The organism is Delftia sp. WSY_7, from assembly GCF_043104845.1.
In the GTDB taxonomy this organism is placed as follows: domain Bacteria; phylum Pseudomonadota; class Gammaproteobacteria; order Burkholderiales; family Burkholderiaceae_C; genus Comamonas; species Comamonas tsuruhatensis.
The window spans coordinates 530,557-543,687 of record NZ_JBICLB010000034.1 but is presented as its reverse complement, the minus strand read 5'-3'; the positions used below and the strand labels follow the sequence as shown (position 1 = coordinate 543,687).

Annotated in this window: 14 protein-coding genes; 10 read left to right on the top strand and 4 right to left on the bottom strand. The window is 69.0% G+C overall.

What is annotated here, in order from left to right; genetic code table 11:
- Positions 1–4: 4 nt before the first annotated feature.
- Genes ACF8ME_RS17270 through ACF8ME_RS17260 form a run of 3 tightly spaced genes read left to right on the top strand, consistent with a single transcriptional unit; the run spans position 5 to position 3,081 of the window.
- A complete protein-coding gene (locus tag ACF8ME_RS17270) occupies positions 5–1,288 on the top strand; it encodes a GGDEF domain-containing protein (protein WP_160851711.1) in 1,284 nt (427 codons plus the stop codon).
- 23 nt (positions 1,289–1,311) lie between these two features.
- On the top strand, positions 1,312–2,253 hold the full coding sequence (locus ACF8ME_RS17265; RefSeq protein ID WP_392417546.1) for an ATP-binding cassette domain-containing protein: 942 nt from the start codon (positions 1,312–1,314) through the stop codon (positions 2,251–2,253).
- Between the two features lie 6 nt (positions 2,254–2,259).
- Positions 2,260–3,081 (top strand): ABC transporter permease, encoded by an 822-nt coding sequence (locus ACF8ME_RS17260; protein WP_017406567.1) that lies wholly within the window; start codon positions 2,260–2,262, stop codon positions 3,079–3,081.
- 14 nt (positions 3,082–3,095) lie between these two features.
- Here ACF8ME_RS17260 and ACF8ME_RS17255 read toward each other — a convergent pair whose 3' ends face one another.
- Entirely contained in the window at positions 3,096–4,688 is a 1,593-nt protein-coding gene (locus ACF8ME_RS17255; RefSeq protein WP_392417543.1) for a GMC family oxidoreductase, read from the bottom strand.
- 157 nt (positions 4,689–4,845) lie between these two features.
- On the opposite strand from ACF8ME_RS17255, the gene ACF8ME_RS17250 reads away from it, so the two are divergent.
- The 4 genes from ACF8ME_RS17250 (at position 4,846) to ACF8ME_RS17235 (ending at position 7,665) form a co-directional block, all read left to right on the top strand.
- Positions 4,846–5,694 carry a 3-hydroxybutyryl-CoA dehydrogenase gene (locus tag ACF8ME_RS17250; protein WP_016446551.1) on the top strand — a complete coding sequence of 283 codons (849 nt, stop codon included), beginning with the start codon at positions 4,846–4,848 and terminating at the stop codon, positions 5,692–5,694.
- A 98-nt stretch (positions 5,695–5,792) separates the two neighbouring features.
- Positions 5,793–6,608, top strand: a complete 816-nt coding sequence (locus ACF8ME_RS17245; RefSeq protein ID WP_016446554.1) for a crotonase/enoyl-CoA hydratase family protein — start codon at positions 5,793–5,795, stop codon at positions 6,606–6,608.
- A 102-nt stretch (positions 6,609–6,710) separates the two neighbouring features.
- The gene (locus ACF8ME_RS17240; RefSeq protein ID WP_392417540.1) at positions 6,711–7,181 is read left to right on the top strand and encodes a MarR family winged helix-turn-helix transcriptional regulator; all 471 of its coding nucleotides are present in this window, start codon (positions 6,711–6,713) and stop codon (positions 7,179–7,181) included.
- 67 nt (positions 7,182–7,248) lie between these two features.
- Positions 7,249–7,665 (top strand): organic hydroperoxide resistance protein, encoded by a 417-nt coding sequence (locus ACF8ME_RS17235; protein ID WP_016451896.1) that lies wholly within the window; start codon positions 7,249–7,251, stop codon positions 7,663–7,665.
- Here ACF8ME_RS17235 and ACF8ME_RS17230 read toward each other — a convergent pair whose 3' ends face one another.
- On the bottom strand, positions 7,666–8,418 hold the full coding sequence (locus tag ACF8ME_RS17230) for a 2'-5' RNA ligase family protein (RefSeq protein ID WP_160851701.1): 753 nt from the start codon (positions 8,416–8,418) through the stop codon (positions 7,666–7,668).
- 30 nt (positions 8,419–8,448) lie between these two features.
- On the opposite strand from ACF8ME_RS17230, the gene ACF8ME_RS17225 reads away from it, so the two are divergent.
- Together ACF8ME_RS17225 and ACF8ME_RS17220 are read left to right on the top strand one after the other, a co-directional pair.
- The gene (locus ACF8ME_RS17225; RefSeq protein ID WP_047474524.1) at positions 8,449–9,513 is read left to right on the top strand and encodes a serine/threonine protein kinase; all 1,065 of its coding nucleotides are present in this window, start codon (positions 8,449–8,451) and stop codon (positions 9,511–9,513) included.
- Positions 9,514–9,629: 116 nt separating this feature from the next.
- On the top strand, positions 9,630–10,580 hold the full coding sequence (locus ACF8ME_RS17220) for a diguanylate cyclase (protein WP_016446559.1): 951 nt from the start codon (positions 9,630–9,632) through the stop codon (positions 10,578–10,580).
- A gap of 73 nt (positions 10,581–10,653) precedes the next feature.
- Here the strand turns inward: ACF8ME_RS17220 and ACF8ME_RS17215 are convergent, their stop codons facing one another.
- The gene (locus ACF8ME_RS17215; protein ID WP_392417537.1) at positions 10,654–11,121 is read right to left on the bottom strand and encodes a hypothetical protein; all 468 of its coding nucleotides are present in this window, start codon (positions 11,119–11,121) and stop codon (positions 10,654–10,656) included.
- Between the two features lie 313 nt (positions 11,122–11,434).
- Here ACF8ME_RS17215 and ACF8ME_RS17210 point away from each other — a divergent pair, with 313 nt between their 5' ends.
- Entirely contained in the window at positions 11,435–12,604 is a 1,170-nt protein-coding gene (locus ACF8ME_RS17210) for an MFS transporter (RefSeq protein WP_016451900.1), read from the top strand.
- 28 nt (positions 12,605–12,632) lie between these two features.
- Here ACF8ME_RS17210 and soxR read toward each other — a convergent pair whose 3' ends face one another.
- On the bottom strand, positions 12,633–13,103 hold the full coding sequence (gene soxR, locus ACF8ME_RS17205; protein ID WP_034400108.1) for a redox-sensitive transcriptional activator SoxR: 471 nt from the start codon (positions 13,101–13,103) through the stop codon (positions 12,633–12,635).
- Between the last annotated feature and the right edge of the window lie 28 nt (positions 13,104–13,131).

The window sequence follows — 13,131 nt, the reverse complement described above, 5'->3', positions numbered from 1 at the left end:
GCACATGCCATCCACGCTGCCCACCCTGGATTTTTTCTCCATGACCTCGGTCGTGGCCCTCAACATGATGGCCATGTCGGCCGCCCTGCCGCTGGCCATGGGGCGGCGCGTCAGCGGTGCCGCGCGCCATGCCCAGCATTTCTTCCTGATCCAGGCCGGGGCCTGGATCTTCATCCTCATCGCCAGCCGCCTGCCGCAAGGCCTGCTCTCGCGCGAACTGCTGTCGCTGGGCGCAGCAGCCTGCGCGGCATCGGCACAGTGGCAGATGGCGCGCGCCTTGCGCGAATGGCTGGGGCCCCGGCCGCCCTGGCTGGAACGCGGCCTGATCGCGCTGTGCTTTCTGGGGCCGCTGGGCTTCACCCTGCTGCTGCCCCACTTGTCCTTGCGCACCGGCTGGTTCAGCGCCGCCCACGGACTGAGCCTGCTGGCGCTGGCCGGCCTGTGCCTGGCGCCACGCCGCCCCGTGGCACGCAGCTGGCGCTATCTGATGTGCGGCGTGGCCGTCTTCATGGGGCTGGTACTTCTGGTGCGCAGCTACCTGGCCCTGGCCACGCCCTTCCTGCCCAGCTTCACGGCCGACAGCGGCGCCAACCAGATATTCGCCCTGCTGGTCACGCTGAGCAGCACGCTGCTGATGGTGGCCGTGCTGGTGGCCTGGCGCGACGAGACCAACCAGCAGCTGCGCGACATGGCCTTGCAGGACATGCTCACCGGCCTGCCCAACCGCCGCGCCCTGCTGGAGCGCGCCCCCGCCATGCTGGCGCATGCCCAGCGCCACCGGCAGGCCCTGGCCCTGGTGATGCTGGACCTGGACCACTTCAAGCATGTCAACGACGAATACGGCCATGCCATGGGCGACCGTACGCTGTGCCTCTTCGCCCGCCTGCTGCAGCAGCAATTGCGCAGTGACGAAATCGCTGCGCGCTGGGGCGGCGAGGAGTTCTGCCTGCTGCTCTACACCACGGACGACGGTGTGGATACCCTGTGCACCCGGCTGCAGTCGGCGCTGCTGCAGGCCTCGACGCAGACGCTGGGCTTCGAAGTCCGCTTCAGTGCCGGCTGCGCCCACGCGCCCCAGGTCTGGGACGGCCTGCGCCTGGAAATGCTGCTGCCCGCCGCCGATGCCGCGCTCTACGCTGCCAAGCGCCGCGGGCGTGACTGCTGGACGCAGGTGCGGCTGAGCCCACCGCAGCAGCAGGCCTGCGCCGATGCGCCAGCTGTATCGGAGACGCCGGAGACGCCGGATGCGCCGGCCAGGCCCGCACTGGCCGCCAAGCCTGCGCGCTAGCCCCGGACCCAGGAAAACGCTCCATGCCCGCGCTCTTCGACGCCCTGAACCTGCGCAAGCGCTACGGCGACACCACGGTGGTCGATGACCTGTCCTTTTCCATCGCTCCCGGCGAATGCCTGGGCGTGATCGGCCCCAATGGCGCGGGCAAGACCACCACGCTGCGCATCTGCCTGGGCCTGACGGCATCCGATGCGGGCCATGTTCTCTACCACCCCGAAGACGGCTCGCCGCCGCTGCACATGCCTGCCGATGCACTGGCCATCAAGGCGCGGCTGGGCGTGGTCTCGCAGAACGACACGCTGGACCCCGACTTCAGCTGCGCGGAAAACCTGGGCGTCTACGCGCGCTACTTCGGACTGGGTACGGCGCAGATGCGTGACCGCATACCGCAGCTGCTGGACTTCGCGGCGCTGTCGCACAAGGCCGCGGCCAGGCCGGGCGAGTTGTCCGGCGGCATGAAACGGCGCCTGTCCCTGGCGCGCGCCCTGGTCAACGACCCGCGCCTGCTGCTGCTGGACGAACCCACCACGGGCCTGGACCCGCAGGCACGCCACCTGATCTGGGAGCGTCTGCAGTGGCTGCTGCAGCAGGGCAAGGCCATCTTGCTGACCACGCATTTCATGGACGAGGCCGAGCGGCTGTGCTCCCGGCTGCTGGTGCTGGACCACGGCCGCAAGATCGCCGAAGGCCGCCCGCGCGAACTCATCGCCGAGCACCTGGAGCCCGAAGTGGTCGAGGCCTACGGCAACGGCGCCCTGGGCCTGGCGCATGACGCGGCACTGCGCCCACTGGCCGGGCGCACCGAGGTCAGTGGCGACACCGTCTTCTTCTATACGCACGACGCGCGCCCGCTGCTGCAGGCGCTGGCCGCGCACAGCCACCTGCGCACCCTGCACCGCCCGGCCAACCTGGAGGACCTGTTCCTCAAGCTCACCGGCCGACAGATCAGAACCGACGGCTGAACCACCATGACCGAACCCGCATCGGACACCCCCAGCATCTGGCGCCCGCCCGACCTGTCGCTGCGCTGGTGGCCGGTGTTCCTGCGCAACCTGCTGGTGTGGCGCAAGCTGGCCCTGCCCAGCCTGATCGGCAACATCGCCGAGCCGCTGATGTGGCTGGTGGCCTTCGGCTACGGCATGGGCGCCTTGGTGGGCGAGGTCACCGTGGGCGCCACGGGCCGGCAGGTGCCCTACATCCTGTTCCTGGCCAGCGGCTCCATCTGCATGAGCGCCATGAATGCCGCCAGCTTCGAGGCGCTGTACTCGGCCTTCTCGCGCATGCATGTGCAAAAGACCTGGGACGGCATCATGAACGCGCCCATCAGCCTGGACAGCGTGCTGCTGGCCGAGATGCTCTGGGCCGCCTTCAAGGCGCTGTTCACGGTCACCGCCATCCTGGGCGTGATGCTGGCGCTGGGCATCAGCCACTCGCCCAGGCTGCTGGTGGCCTGGCCCGTGCTGCTGTGCGTGGGCATCATGTTCTCCAGCATCGCGCTGATCTTCAACGCCCTGGCCAAGGGCTATGACTTCTTCACCTACTACTTCACCCTGGTGCTCACGCCCATGATGTTCCTGTCCGGCGTGTTCTTCCCGCGCGAGCAGCTGCCCGAGGCCGTGCGCCTGGCCTCGGACTGGCTGCCGCTGACCAATGCCGTGGAGCTGGTGCGCCCGCTGTTCATGGACGAGTGGCCGGCCCACCCGCTGCGCCACGGCCTCGTGCTGGCCGCCACCACGGTGGCGGCCTACTGGTTTGCGCTGGCGATGACGCGCAGGCGCTTCAGGGCCTGAGATCCGGCCGTTCTTCAGCGCGCTGCGGCGCGGATCATGTCCACCGCCTTCTCCGCGATCATCACCGTGGGCGCATTGGTGTTGCCGCTGACGATGCGCGGCATGACCGAGGCATCGACCACGCGCAGGCCCTTGATGCCGTAGACGCGCAGCTGCGCATCGACCACGTCCATGGGCCCCGGCCCCATGCGGCAGCTGCCCACGGGGTGGTAGATGGTGTCGGCATGGCTGCGGATGAAGGCCTCGATGCCCGCATCGTCCTGCGCGCCGGCCGAGGCCGGCATCTCGCGCCCGCCCAGGGCCGCCAGCGCCGGCTGGGCCAGGATCTCGCGGGCGCAGCGCACGCCGTTCACCATGCGCCGCAGGTCCTGCGCATCGGAGAAAAAGGCCGGGTCCACCAGCGGCAGGGCCAGCGGGTCGGCACTGGCCAGGCGCAGGCTGCCCCGGCTGGCCGGCTGCAGCACGCAGACATGCAGGGAATAGCCGTGGCCCCAGACCGTCTTGCGCCCATGGTCCACCAGCTTGGCCACCACGAAGTGCAGCTGCAGGTCGGGCGCAGCCTCGCCGGGGCTGCTGCGGATGAAGCCGCCCGCCTCGGCAAAGTTGGTGGTCAGCATGCCGCGCCGCTGGCTGCGCCATTGGCCCACGGCGGCCAGCAATCTGCGTGCGCCCCCCAGGGACAGGCCGAAGCTGTCGGTCAGCTGCGCGCCATCGACCACCAGCACCACATCCGGGTGGTCATGCAGATGGGCGCCCACGCCGGGCAGGTGGTGGACCACATCGATGCCCAGCGAACGCAGGTGATCGCCCGGCCCCACGCCAGACAGCATCAGCAGCTGCGGCGACAGTAGTGCGCCGCCGCTGAGCAGCACCTCGCGCCGGCAGTGCAGTTGCTGCACCGTACCGCCCTGCAGGTACTCCACGCCCACGGCGCGCCGGCCCTCGAACAGAATGCGCAGCACCTGGGCACCCGTTTCCACGCGCAGATTGGGCCTGGCACGGTGCGGCGCCAGATAGGCCTTGGCGACGTGGTGGCGCTCGCCATTGCGCTGGGTGACCTGGTACAGGCCCACGCCCTCCTGCGCCTGGCCGTTGAAATCCGCGTTGTGCGCATGGCCGGCCTGCACGCCCGCCTGCACGAAGGCCCGGGACAGCGGGTTGGGATCGCGCAGCTCGGCCACGTTCAGGGGCCCGCCCGTGCCATGCCAGGCGTCGGCGCCGCGCTCGTTGTGCTCGGCGCGCAGGAAGTAGGGCAGGACTTCGCTCCAGCTCCAGCCCGGGTTGCCCTGGGCGGCCCAGTGGTCGTAGTCGGCCGGCTGGCCGCGCACATAGACCATGGCGTTGACCGCGCTGGAGCCGCCCAGCACCTTGCCGCGCGGCTGGTGGCCACGCCGCCCGCCCAGGCCCGGCTGGGGCACGGTGGACAGGCCCCAGCTGTGGCGCCCGCCCTTGGCCATGGCGGCCATGCCCGCCGGACAGTGGATGAGCACGCTGGAGTCGGCCGGCCCGGCCTCCAGCAGCGCCACCTGCGTCTGCGCATCCTCGCTGAGCCGCCCGGCCAGCACCGAGCCCGCCGAGCCGCCTCCGATCACGATGTAGTCCAGCATGCCTCCCCCTCCCCTGCGGTGTAGCCATCCACTGTTGCAGTCGCCTGCGCGGCGCCGCAAGCCGGGGCAAACCCGGTGGATGCTCCGAATCCCGCTACGATCGCTGGATCGCATTCACGTTCGCATTCACTTTGTTCGTTTGAGGAGACTGACAGTCATGGCAATTCAAACCGTAGGCATCATCGGCGCAGGCACCATGGGCAACGGCATCGCGCAGGCCTGCGCGGTATCGGGCATCGACGTGGTCATGGTGGACATCTCCGATGCCGCCGTCCAGAAGGGCGTGGCCACCGTCTCGGGCAGCCTGGACCGCCTGATCAAGAAGGAAAAGCTGACCGAGGCCGACAAGGCCGCCGCCCTGGCCCGCATCAAGACATCGACCGACTACGCGGCGCTCAAGGGCGCGCAGCTGGTCATCGAGGCCGCCACCGAGAACTACGAGCTCAAGGTCAAGATCCTCAAGCAGCTGGACGCCCTGCTGGATGCCGACGTCATCGTCGCCACCAACACCTCGTCCATCTCCATCACCCAGCTGGCCGCCGTGACGGGCCGTGCCGACAAGTTCATCGGCATGCACTTCTTCAACCCCGTGCCCATGATGGCGCTGGTGGAGATCATCGTCGGCCTGCAGACCAGCGACGAGACGCACGCCACGGTCAAGGAACTGTCCGAGCGCCTGGGCAAGAGCCCCATCACCGTGAAGAATGCCCCCGGCTTCGTGGTCAACCGCATCCTGGTGCCCATGATCAACGAGGCCTTCTTCGTGCTGGCCGAAGGCCTGGCATCGGCCGAGGACATCGACGCCGGCATGAAGCTGGGCTGCAACCAGCCCATCGGCCCGCTGGCCCTGGCCGACATGATCGGCCTGGACGTGTGCCTGGCCGTGATGGAGGTCTACCTCAAGGAATTCGGCGACAGCAAGTACCGTCCCTGCCCCCTGCTCAAGGAAATGGTGGCCGCCGGCCGCCTGGGCCGCAAGACGGGCCGCGGCGTGTACAGCTACTGATACACGGCCTTTGCCTGCCGGCCCGCACGGGCCGGCCGTCTTCTGCGCGACTGCGCCCTCCAGCGGCCTGCTCTAAGGTCCATGCGCAGGAGACAACCATGGACATCAACACCCCCACCCCGCCGCCCGAAGGCTGCATCAGCTGCGAAGTGCGCGGCCATGTGCTGCTGATCGGCATCAACCGCCCCGCCAAGCGCAACGGCTGGACGCCGCCCATGTTCCAGCAACTGGCCGAGGCCTATACGCGCCTGGACGACGATCCAGAGTTGCGCGTGGGCGTGCTGCATGCGTTCGGCAGCCATTTCACGGCGGGGCTGGACCTGCCGGTGATGGCGGAGTACCTGCGCTCGGGCAGGAAGGCCATCCCGCAAGGCCTGGTGGAGCCGCACGACTACGGCCTGGTCGGCTACCGGCGCCGCGCCAAGCCCATGGTGGTGGCGGTCAAGGGCATTTGCTTCACGGTGGGCATCGAGCTGATGCTGGGCGCCGACATCGTGGTCGCGGCCGACGACTGCCGCTTTTCCCAGCTGGAGGTGCAGCGCTGCATCATGCCCACGGGCGGCGCCACGCTGCGCATGGCCGAACGTGCGGGCGTGGGCAATGCCATGCTGCACCTGCTGACGGCCGACGAATTCGACAGCGCCGAGGCCTATCGCCTGAACTTCGTGCAGAAGGTGGTGCCGGCCGGCGAGGAGCTGGCCGAGGCGCTGCGCATTGCCGAGCGCATTGCCGCCCAGGCCCCGCAGGCCGTGGTGGCCACGCGGCTCAATGTGCTCAAGGCCATCGAGCTGGGCCAGGCCGCCGCCGTGGCCGACTTCATTCCCGTGCAGCAGCGCCTGGCCAGCAGCGAGGATGCGGCCGAGGGCGTGCGCTCCTTCATCGAAAAACGCCCCGCGCGCTTCACGGGCCGATAGGCCCCCTCGGTCCCTCGACCCCTGCGGATCTTCACCTTCCGATCCGAAGGGGTTTTTCAAATTAAGTTGTGCACAATTTAATTGACAGCAATAATTTAACCCATGCCCAGCAGCCACCCCCTTCCTCTCGACAGCTCCGAGCTTCTGTGCCTGGACAACCAGGTCTGCTTCGCGCTGTACTCGGCATCGCTGGCCATGACCAAGCTGTACAAGCCCCTGCTCGATGGCATCGGCCTGACCTATCCGCAGTACCTGGTGATGCTGGTGCTGTGGGAGCGCGACGGCCTGACCGTGTCCGAGATCGGCGAACAGCTGTATCTGGATTCGGGCACGCTGACCCCGTTGCTCAAGCGCCTGGAAGGCGCGGGCCTGCTGGAGCGGGTGCGCGATGCGCATGACGAGAGGCGCGTGCGCATCACGCTCACGCCGCAAGGCCGGGCACTGCGCGATGCGGCTGAAAAGATTCCCGCCTGCGTGCTGCAGAGCACGCAGTGCACGCTGCCCGAGTTGCAGGCGCTGACGCAGCAACTGGGCGCGCTGCGCCAGCGACTGGTGCCGCGCCGCAGCGATTGACGACCACCCACAGACGATTTCCTCCACCCGTCCGCACCGCCGGACAACTTTGCAAAAGGAAGACACCATGGCCCAGCTCGAAAAAGTCCTGTACACCGCACGTGCCCACACCACCGGCGGCCGCGACGGCGCCTCGCGCACCGATGACGGACGCCTGGATGTGACCCTGTCCTCGCCGGGCACCAGCGGCACGGGCACCAACCCCGAGCAACTGTTCGCCGCCGGCTACTCGGCCTGCTTCATCGGCGCCATCAAGGCCGTGGCCGGCAAGCAGAAGATCAGCCTGCCCCAGGACCTGGCCATCGACGCCGAAGTGGACCTGGGCACCATCCCCAACGCCTACGGCATCGCCGCGCGCCTGAAGGTCAGCCTGCCCGGCATGGACAGGGCCGCCGCCCAGGCCCTGGTGGACGCGGCCCACCAGGTCTGCCCCTACTCCAACGCCACGCGCGGCAACATCGACGTGCAGATCACCCTGGCCTGATCAGGCCCAGTCCGGCCTCTGCAGCCAGTGCAACCTGCGGCGCAGGAGGTCGTAGCGGGCGTGGCAGGTCAACGGCCCGTGCAGCACATCGGCTGCATAGCTGACCAGCGCGATCTCGCCCACGGCGGCCTGCCAGTGCTCCTGCATTGGCAGGCCGCTCATCCATTGCAGCACCTGGTCACGGGGCCAGGCAGCGCTCCAGGCGCCCAGCGTCACATGGGGCACGTAGGGGCGCATCGCCTCGGTCAGCGCCAGCCCTGGCCCTGTCTGCGCGAGCACGCCATGCAGTCCATGCAGCGTGCAGCCGTCCGGCCTGCCGTCGCGCACCTGAAGGTAGGGCGCCATCTCGAAACTTCCCCAGCCACCGAACTCCAGCTGCAGCGGCGCGGCCGGCAGGTGCTGCAGCGCGAGCAGGTCGCGCGACAGTTGCGCCGCGCCGTAGGCCTGCGGCAGTTGCGCACCGCCATCCAGAAAGCCCGCGGTGGCCAGGGTCACGTGCAGTTGCCGCTGGCAGTGCGGGACCAGCGCCGCGCCCAGCCAGCGGCGTGCCTGCGCACAGGCGGCTTGCACGGCGTCGCGCACAGGCGGGGTCAGCGCCTGCATCGTCACCACCCAGACCGCATAGCGGCCACGGCCGAGGTGCCAGGCGCTCCAGTCGTCGGATGGCCCGGCCGCACTGGCGATGGCATGGGATTGCAGGAAGTGGGGCAGCAGCGGCACGGCGGGCGGATCGGCGTTGTCGGGCGGACGCAAAGCTTAAGCCAGCCCGGCGACAATCGCCCCATGTCTGCCACACCATACGATCCTGATCTGAGTGCCGTCCCCGATGCCGGTTCGCACGCCTATGCCCGGCTTACGCCCGACGCCGTGCTCGACGCACTGGCCTCGGTCGGCCTGTGGGGCGATGGCCGGCTCACGGCCCTGGCCTCCTACGAAAACCGCGTCTACCAGGCCGTGCTGGAGGACGGCGAACGCGTGGTGCTGAAGTTCTACCGCCCGGGCCGCTGGAGCCGCGATCAGATCCTGGAGGAGCACGCCTTCAGCGCCGAGCTGACGGCCGCCGAAGTGCCTGCCGTGCCCCCGCTGGTGCTGGAAGGTGCCACGCTGCACAGCTATGCGGGCTTTGATTTCTCGGTCAGCCCGTGGCGCGGTGGCCGCCCGCCCGAGCTGGACGATTTCGAGGTGCTGGAGTGGACCGGGCGCTTCCTGGCCCGCATCCACACCGTGGGCGAAGCCCGCCCGTTTGTGCACCGGCCCGCGCTGGACCTGGCCACCTTCGGCCACGACTCCATGCAATGGCTGCTGGACCGGAAAATGATTCCGCTGGAGGTGGAATCCACCTGGAAAGCCGCCTGCCAGCGCGCCCTTGAGCTGATGGCACCCGCTGCCGACGGCCTGAGCGCAGCCGGCCACTTCGGCCTGCACAGCGCGCGCACGCTGCGCCTGCACGGCGACTGCCATCCCGGCAACGTGCTGTGGACGCCGCTGGACGACGAAGGCCATGGCGGCCCGCATTTCGTGGACCTGGACGATGCGCGCACGGGCCCGGCCGTGCAGGACCTGTGGATGCTGCTGTCGGGCGACCGCAGCCAGCGCACGCGCCAGCTGGGGGCCCTGCTGGATGGCTATGAGCAGTTCCGCCCCTTCGACCGACGCGAGCTGGCCCTGATCGAGCCGCTGCGCACGCTGCGCCTCATCCACTACAGCGCCTGGCTGGCGCGACGCCAGGACGACCCGATCTTTGCCATCAACTTCCCGTGGTTCGGCACACCCGACTACTGGCGCGGGCAGGTGGACATGCTCAACGAGCAGATCGAGGCGATGCAGGAAGAGCCTCTATACGCCTGAGGCCACCGGGCCGCCTGCCTGCCGAAGACAGAGATCTTTACAAATTGTCCAGACCCCCTGCGCCCTATCCAGGGCTGCGGGTTCCGGGGTATTCTCGGCCCGAAATCCCACCGGCCATGCCCTACTCCGCCTTCCCCCCTACGCTGCCCAACCCGCTACAGCCCTTGCCTGCCGGGCAGAAGGTGCTTGTGGTGGACGACGTCCCGGACAACGCCGCCATCATCTGCCAGGTGATCAAGGATCTGTGCAGCGTGCTCATGGCCCACACGGGCGAGGACGCGCTGACCCTGGCCCGCCAGTACCTGCCCGACCTCATCCTGCTGGACATCCGCATGCCCGAGATGGACGGCTTCGAGGTCTGCCGGCGCCTGAAGGCGGACCTGGAAACCGCCCACATCCCCGTCATCTTTCTCACGGCGCTGACCGAGCCCCATTGCGAGGAACTGGGACTGAACCTGGGCGCGGTGGATTTCGTGACCAAGCCCTTTCGCCCGCCCGTGCTCAAGGCGCGCGTGCGCACGCATCTGGAGATTGCACAGCAGCGCAAGATGCTGCAGCTGCTCTCGCACAGCGACGGGCTGACGGGCACGGCCAACCGGCGCTTTTTCGGCGCCCAGCTGGAGCGCGAGTTCATGCGCCTGCAGCGGCTGGGCGAGCCGCTGTCGCTGGTGATGATCGATGTGGACCACTTCAAGGCCTACAACGACCACTACGGCCATCTGGTCGGCGATGAATGCCTGAGCCAGCTGTCCCAGGCCATACAGGGCGCGCTGCACCGGCCTGGCGACCTGCTGGCGCGCTATGGCGGCGAGGAATTCGTCTGCCTGCTGCCCCATACGGCGCTGGACGGCGCGGTGCTGGTTGCGCAGGGCATCGTCGATGCGCTCAGGGCGCTGGACCTGCCTCACGCCGCATCGCCCCTGGGCCATGCGCTGACCGTCAGCCTGGGTGTGGCCAGCATGGCGCCTTCGCCCGACAACAGCGCCGACCAATTGCTGGCCGATGCCGACCGGCGCCTGTACCTCGCCAAGAACGCGGGCCGGGACCGTATCGTCTGGGCGGGGTGAACCGAAGCTCCCCCTGGCGGCTGCGCTAGGCTGGGCCAGGCGCACCTTCCAGGGCGACGCATACGCTTGAGCGTTAGCAACGCCCGTCGACGCGGCAGGCCGGTACGACCTGACCGCTGGCGTCGCGCCATTGCAGCTGGCCGGCGGGGGTCTGGGAAGGCGCTGCAGGTGAGGGCTCCTGAGGTGTTTGGGTGGCGGAGCGCTGCGGGTCGTGCAGCACGGTGGACGAGCCCACGCCCACACCCACCCGCGCGCCGCCCACGCCCGTGGAGGCGCCCACGCCGGCGCTGCCCAGGACCTGGCCGCTCTGGTTGACGCCCACGCCAACGCCCAGCGGCCCCACGCCCGTGCCGACACCGGCGCTCAGCCCGCCGCTGCCCAGCCCGACGCCCACCGATACCGGGCCGACGGGAATGCCTATGCCCACGCCGCCGCCTACCGAGCCGCAACCGGCCAGCAGCAGCGCGCAGGCGGCAAGCGCGGCACCAGCCGCCTTGCGCGATGGCGGGCAGGTGATGAAGGCGGTGGGTGGAACTGGCATGCCGGACTCTCTGGACAAGGGAAAACACAGGGACGGCCACAGGGTACACCCGCCCGCCTGGCGCACGATGCCAGCGGTATGCCCGGGTGCATGCCAGGGGCTCGGAGGCGGCGAAACACCCAGGACACGCGGGTTTCTTAGAATTCACCCATTGGCCTGCGGGTCATTCCAGATTCCATGCGCTCCCGGACAGTGCCGCGGCGCCTCGGGGCGCAAGGCCTGCGCGGCGCCTCTTTCCCTCGCTTTCGTCTTCTTCGCGTTCCCTTTTTCTATGCAAACCCGTTGGCCGCCCTATGCGTGGGTGTGTTTTTCCATGTGCGTGGGTGTCATGGGCACGGCCCTGGCCAGCCCGCTGTACCCGCTGTACCAGCAGGCCTGGGGGCTGCAGCCCAGCCACATCACGCAGATCTTCGTGGCGTACATGTTCGGCGCGCTGGCCAGCCTGCTGTTCCTGGGCCGGCTGACCGACCGCTTCGGCTTTGTCGCCGTGCTGCGCGCCGGGCTGATCCTGATGACGCTGGGCGTGCTGGCCTCCACCGTGGCCTGGAACGTGCCCAGCTTTGCGCTGGGCCGCGTGGTGATCGGCGTGGCTTCGGGGCTGATCACCACCTCGGCCTCGGTGGGCATGACCCGGCTCAACAACCGGGGCGACCTGCAGCGCGCCGCGGCCACGACCAGCCTGACCATTGCCTTCGGCTTCGGGCTGGGCCCCGTGGTGGGCGGGCTGATCGCGCAGTGGCTGCCCTGGCCGCTGGTCACGGCCTACATTCCGTCGCTGGGGCTGGGCCTGCTGGCCGTCTATGCGCTGTACCAGGTGCGCATTGCCGAGCCGGCGGAGCTGGCCTCCACCCAGGCACGCGCGCTGCACTGGCGTGATTTCATGCCCACCATCACCCTGCCCGAGCGCCGCTTTGCGCGCCACTACGCGCTGGGCGGCATGTGTGCGTTCTGCGCCTTCGGCATGTTCAGCCTGTTCGCATCGCTGGCGCCCAGCTTCATGCAGCGCATGGTGCCCTGGCATGGGCCGGCCGTTTCTGGCCTGTCCATCGGCGTGATCCTGTTCCTCTCGGCGGGCTTCCAGTACCTGGCGCGCCCGCGCCCGACCAAGGGCTCGGCCATTCTGGGCTTTGCCTGCCTGGTGGCCTGCAACCTCCTGCTGCTGGTCAACAGCTTTGCGGGCTCGGCCCTGCTGTTCGCGCTCAGCGTGATCGCCACGGCGGCGGGCCACGGCCTGTGCAACCTGGCGGGCATGTCCATCGTCAACAAGGTCTCGACACCGGCCACGCGCACGGGCCTGCTGTCCACCTACCTGGTGGTCGGCTACCTGGGCACCATCGTGCCCATCCTGGGCCTGGGCTGGCTTTCGGACCACATCGGCATCACCGAGGCCCTGGTCGCCTACTGCATCGTCATGGGCGTGCTGGCCGGCTGGCTGTGCTGGATGTGCACGCGCACGCCCACGCTGCCCATGCCCAAGCACTAGGACCTGTTCACGCCCAAGCGCAGGCTGTTCAGCGAAAGTGCGGCCCCGGCCCGTCCTTGGCCAGGCAATCGCCGTCATTGCGCAGCGGGCAGACCTTGAGGGACAGGCAGCCGCAGCCAATGCAGCCGTCGATCTGGTCGCGCAGCTGGGTCAGCCCCTGGATGCGCGCATCCAGCGCATGGCGCCAGCGCGCGGACAGCGCGCTCCAGTCGGCCTGCGTGGGCGTGCGGCCGCTGGGCAGCTCCTGCAGCGCCTCGGCAATCTCGGCCAGCGGCACGCCCATGCGCTGGGCCACCCTGATGACGGCCACGCGCCGCAGCACGGCACGCGCATAGCGGCGCTGGTTGCCGGGCGTGCGCAAGCTCTCGATCAGCCCCTGGCGCTCGTAGAAATGCAGGGCCGAGACGGTGATGCCACTGCGCCGGGCCACTTCGCCCACGGAGAGGATGGCCGGCCCGTCATGGTCGGACGCGGTGACACCGGCAGAAGACAGATTCATGGCAGCAGGAAAATAGGCGCAGGAAAAA

Excerpts from the sequence above, each read along its gene's own strand:
- ACF8ME_RS17270 (WP_160851711.1), top strand. The coding sequence starts at position 5 with ATGCCATCCACGCTGCCCACCCTGGATTTTTTCTCCATGACCTCGGTC.
- ACF8ME_RS17265 (WP_392417546.1), top strand. The coding sequence starts at position 1,312 with ATGCCCGCGCTCTTCGACGCCCTGAACCTGCGCAAGCGCTACGGCGAC.
- ACF8ME_RS17260 (WP_017406567.1), top strand. The coding sequence starts at position 2,260 with ATGACCGAACCCGCATCGGACACCCCCAGCATCTGGCGCCCGCCCGAC.
- ACF8ME_RS17255 (WP_392417543.1), bottom strand. The coding sequence starts at position 4,688 with ATGCTGGACTACATCGTGATCGGAGGCGGCTCGGCGGGCTCGGTGCTG.
- ACF8ME_RS17250 (WP_016446551.1), top strand. The coding sequence starts at position 4,846 with ATGGCAATTCAAACCGTAGGCATCATCGGCGCAGGCACCATGGGCAAC.
- ACF8ME_RS17245 (WP_016446554.1), top strand. The coding sequence starts at position 5,793 with ATGGACATCAACACCCCCACCCCGCCGCCCGAAGGCTGCATCAGCTGC.
- ACF8ME_RS17240 (WP_392417540.1), top strand. The coding sequence starts at position 6,711 with ATGCCCAGCAGCCACCCCCTTCCTCTCGACAGCTCCGAGCTTCTGTGC.
- ACF8ME_RS17235 (WP_016451896.1), top strand. The coding sequence starts at position 7,249 with ATGGCCCAGCTCGAAAAAGTCCTGTACACCGCACGTGCCCACACCACC.
- ACF8ME_RS17225 (WP_047474524.1), top strand. The coding sequence starts at position 8,449 with ATGTCTGCCACACCATACGATCCTGATCTGAGTGCCGTCCCCGATGCC.
- ACF8ME_RS17220 (WP_016446559.1), top strand. The coding sequence starts at position 9,630 with ATGCCCTACTCCGCCTTCCCCCCTACGCTGCCCAACCCGCTACAGCCC.
- ACF8ME_RS17215 (WP_392417537.1), bottom strand. The coding sequence starts at position 11,121 with ATGCCAGTTCCACCCACCGCCTTCATCACCTGCCCGCCATCGCGCAAG.
- ACF8ME_RS17210 (WP_016451900.1), top strand. The coding sequence starts at position 11,435 with ATGTGCGTGGGTGTCATGGGCACGGCCCTGGCCAGCCCGCTGTACCCG.
- soxR (WP_034400108.1), bottom strand. The coding sequence starts at position 13,103 with ATGAATCTGTCTTCTGCCGGTGTCACCGCGTCCGACCATGACGGGCCG.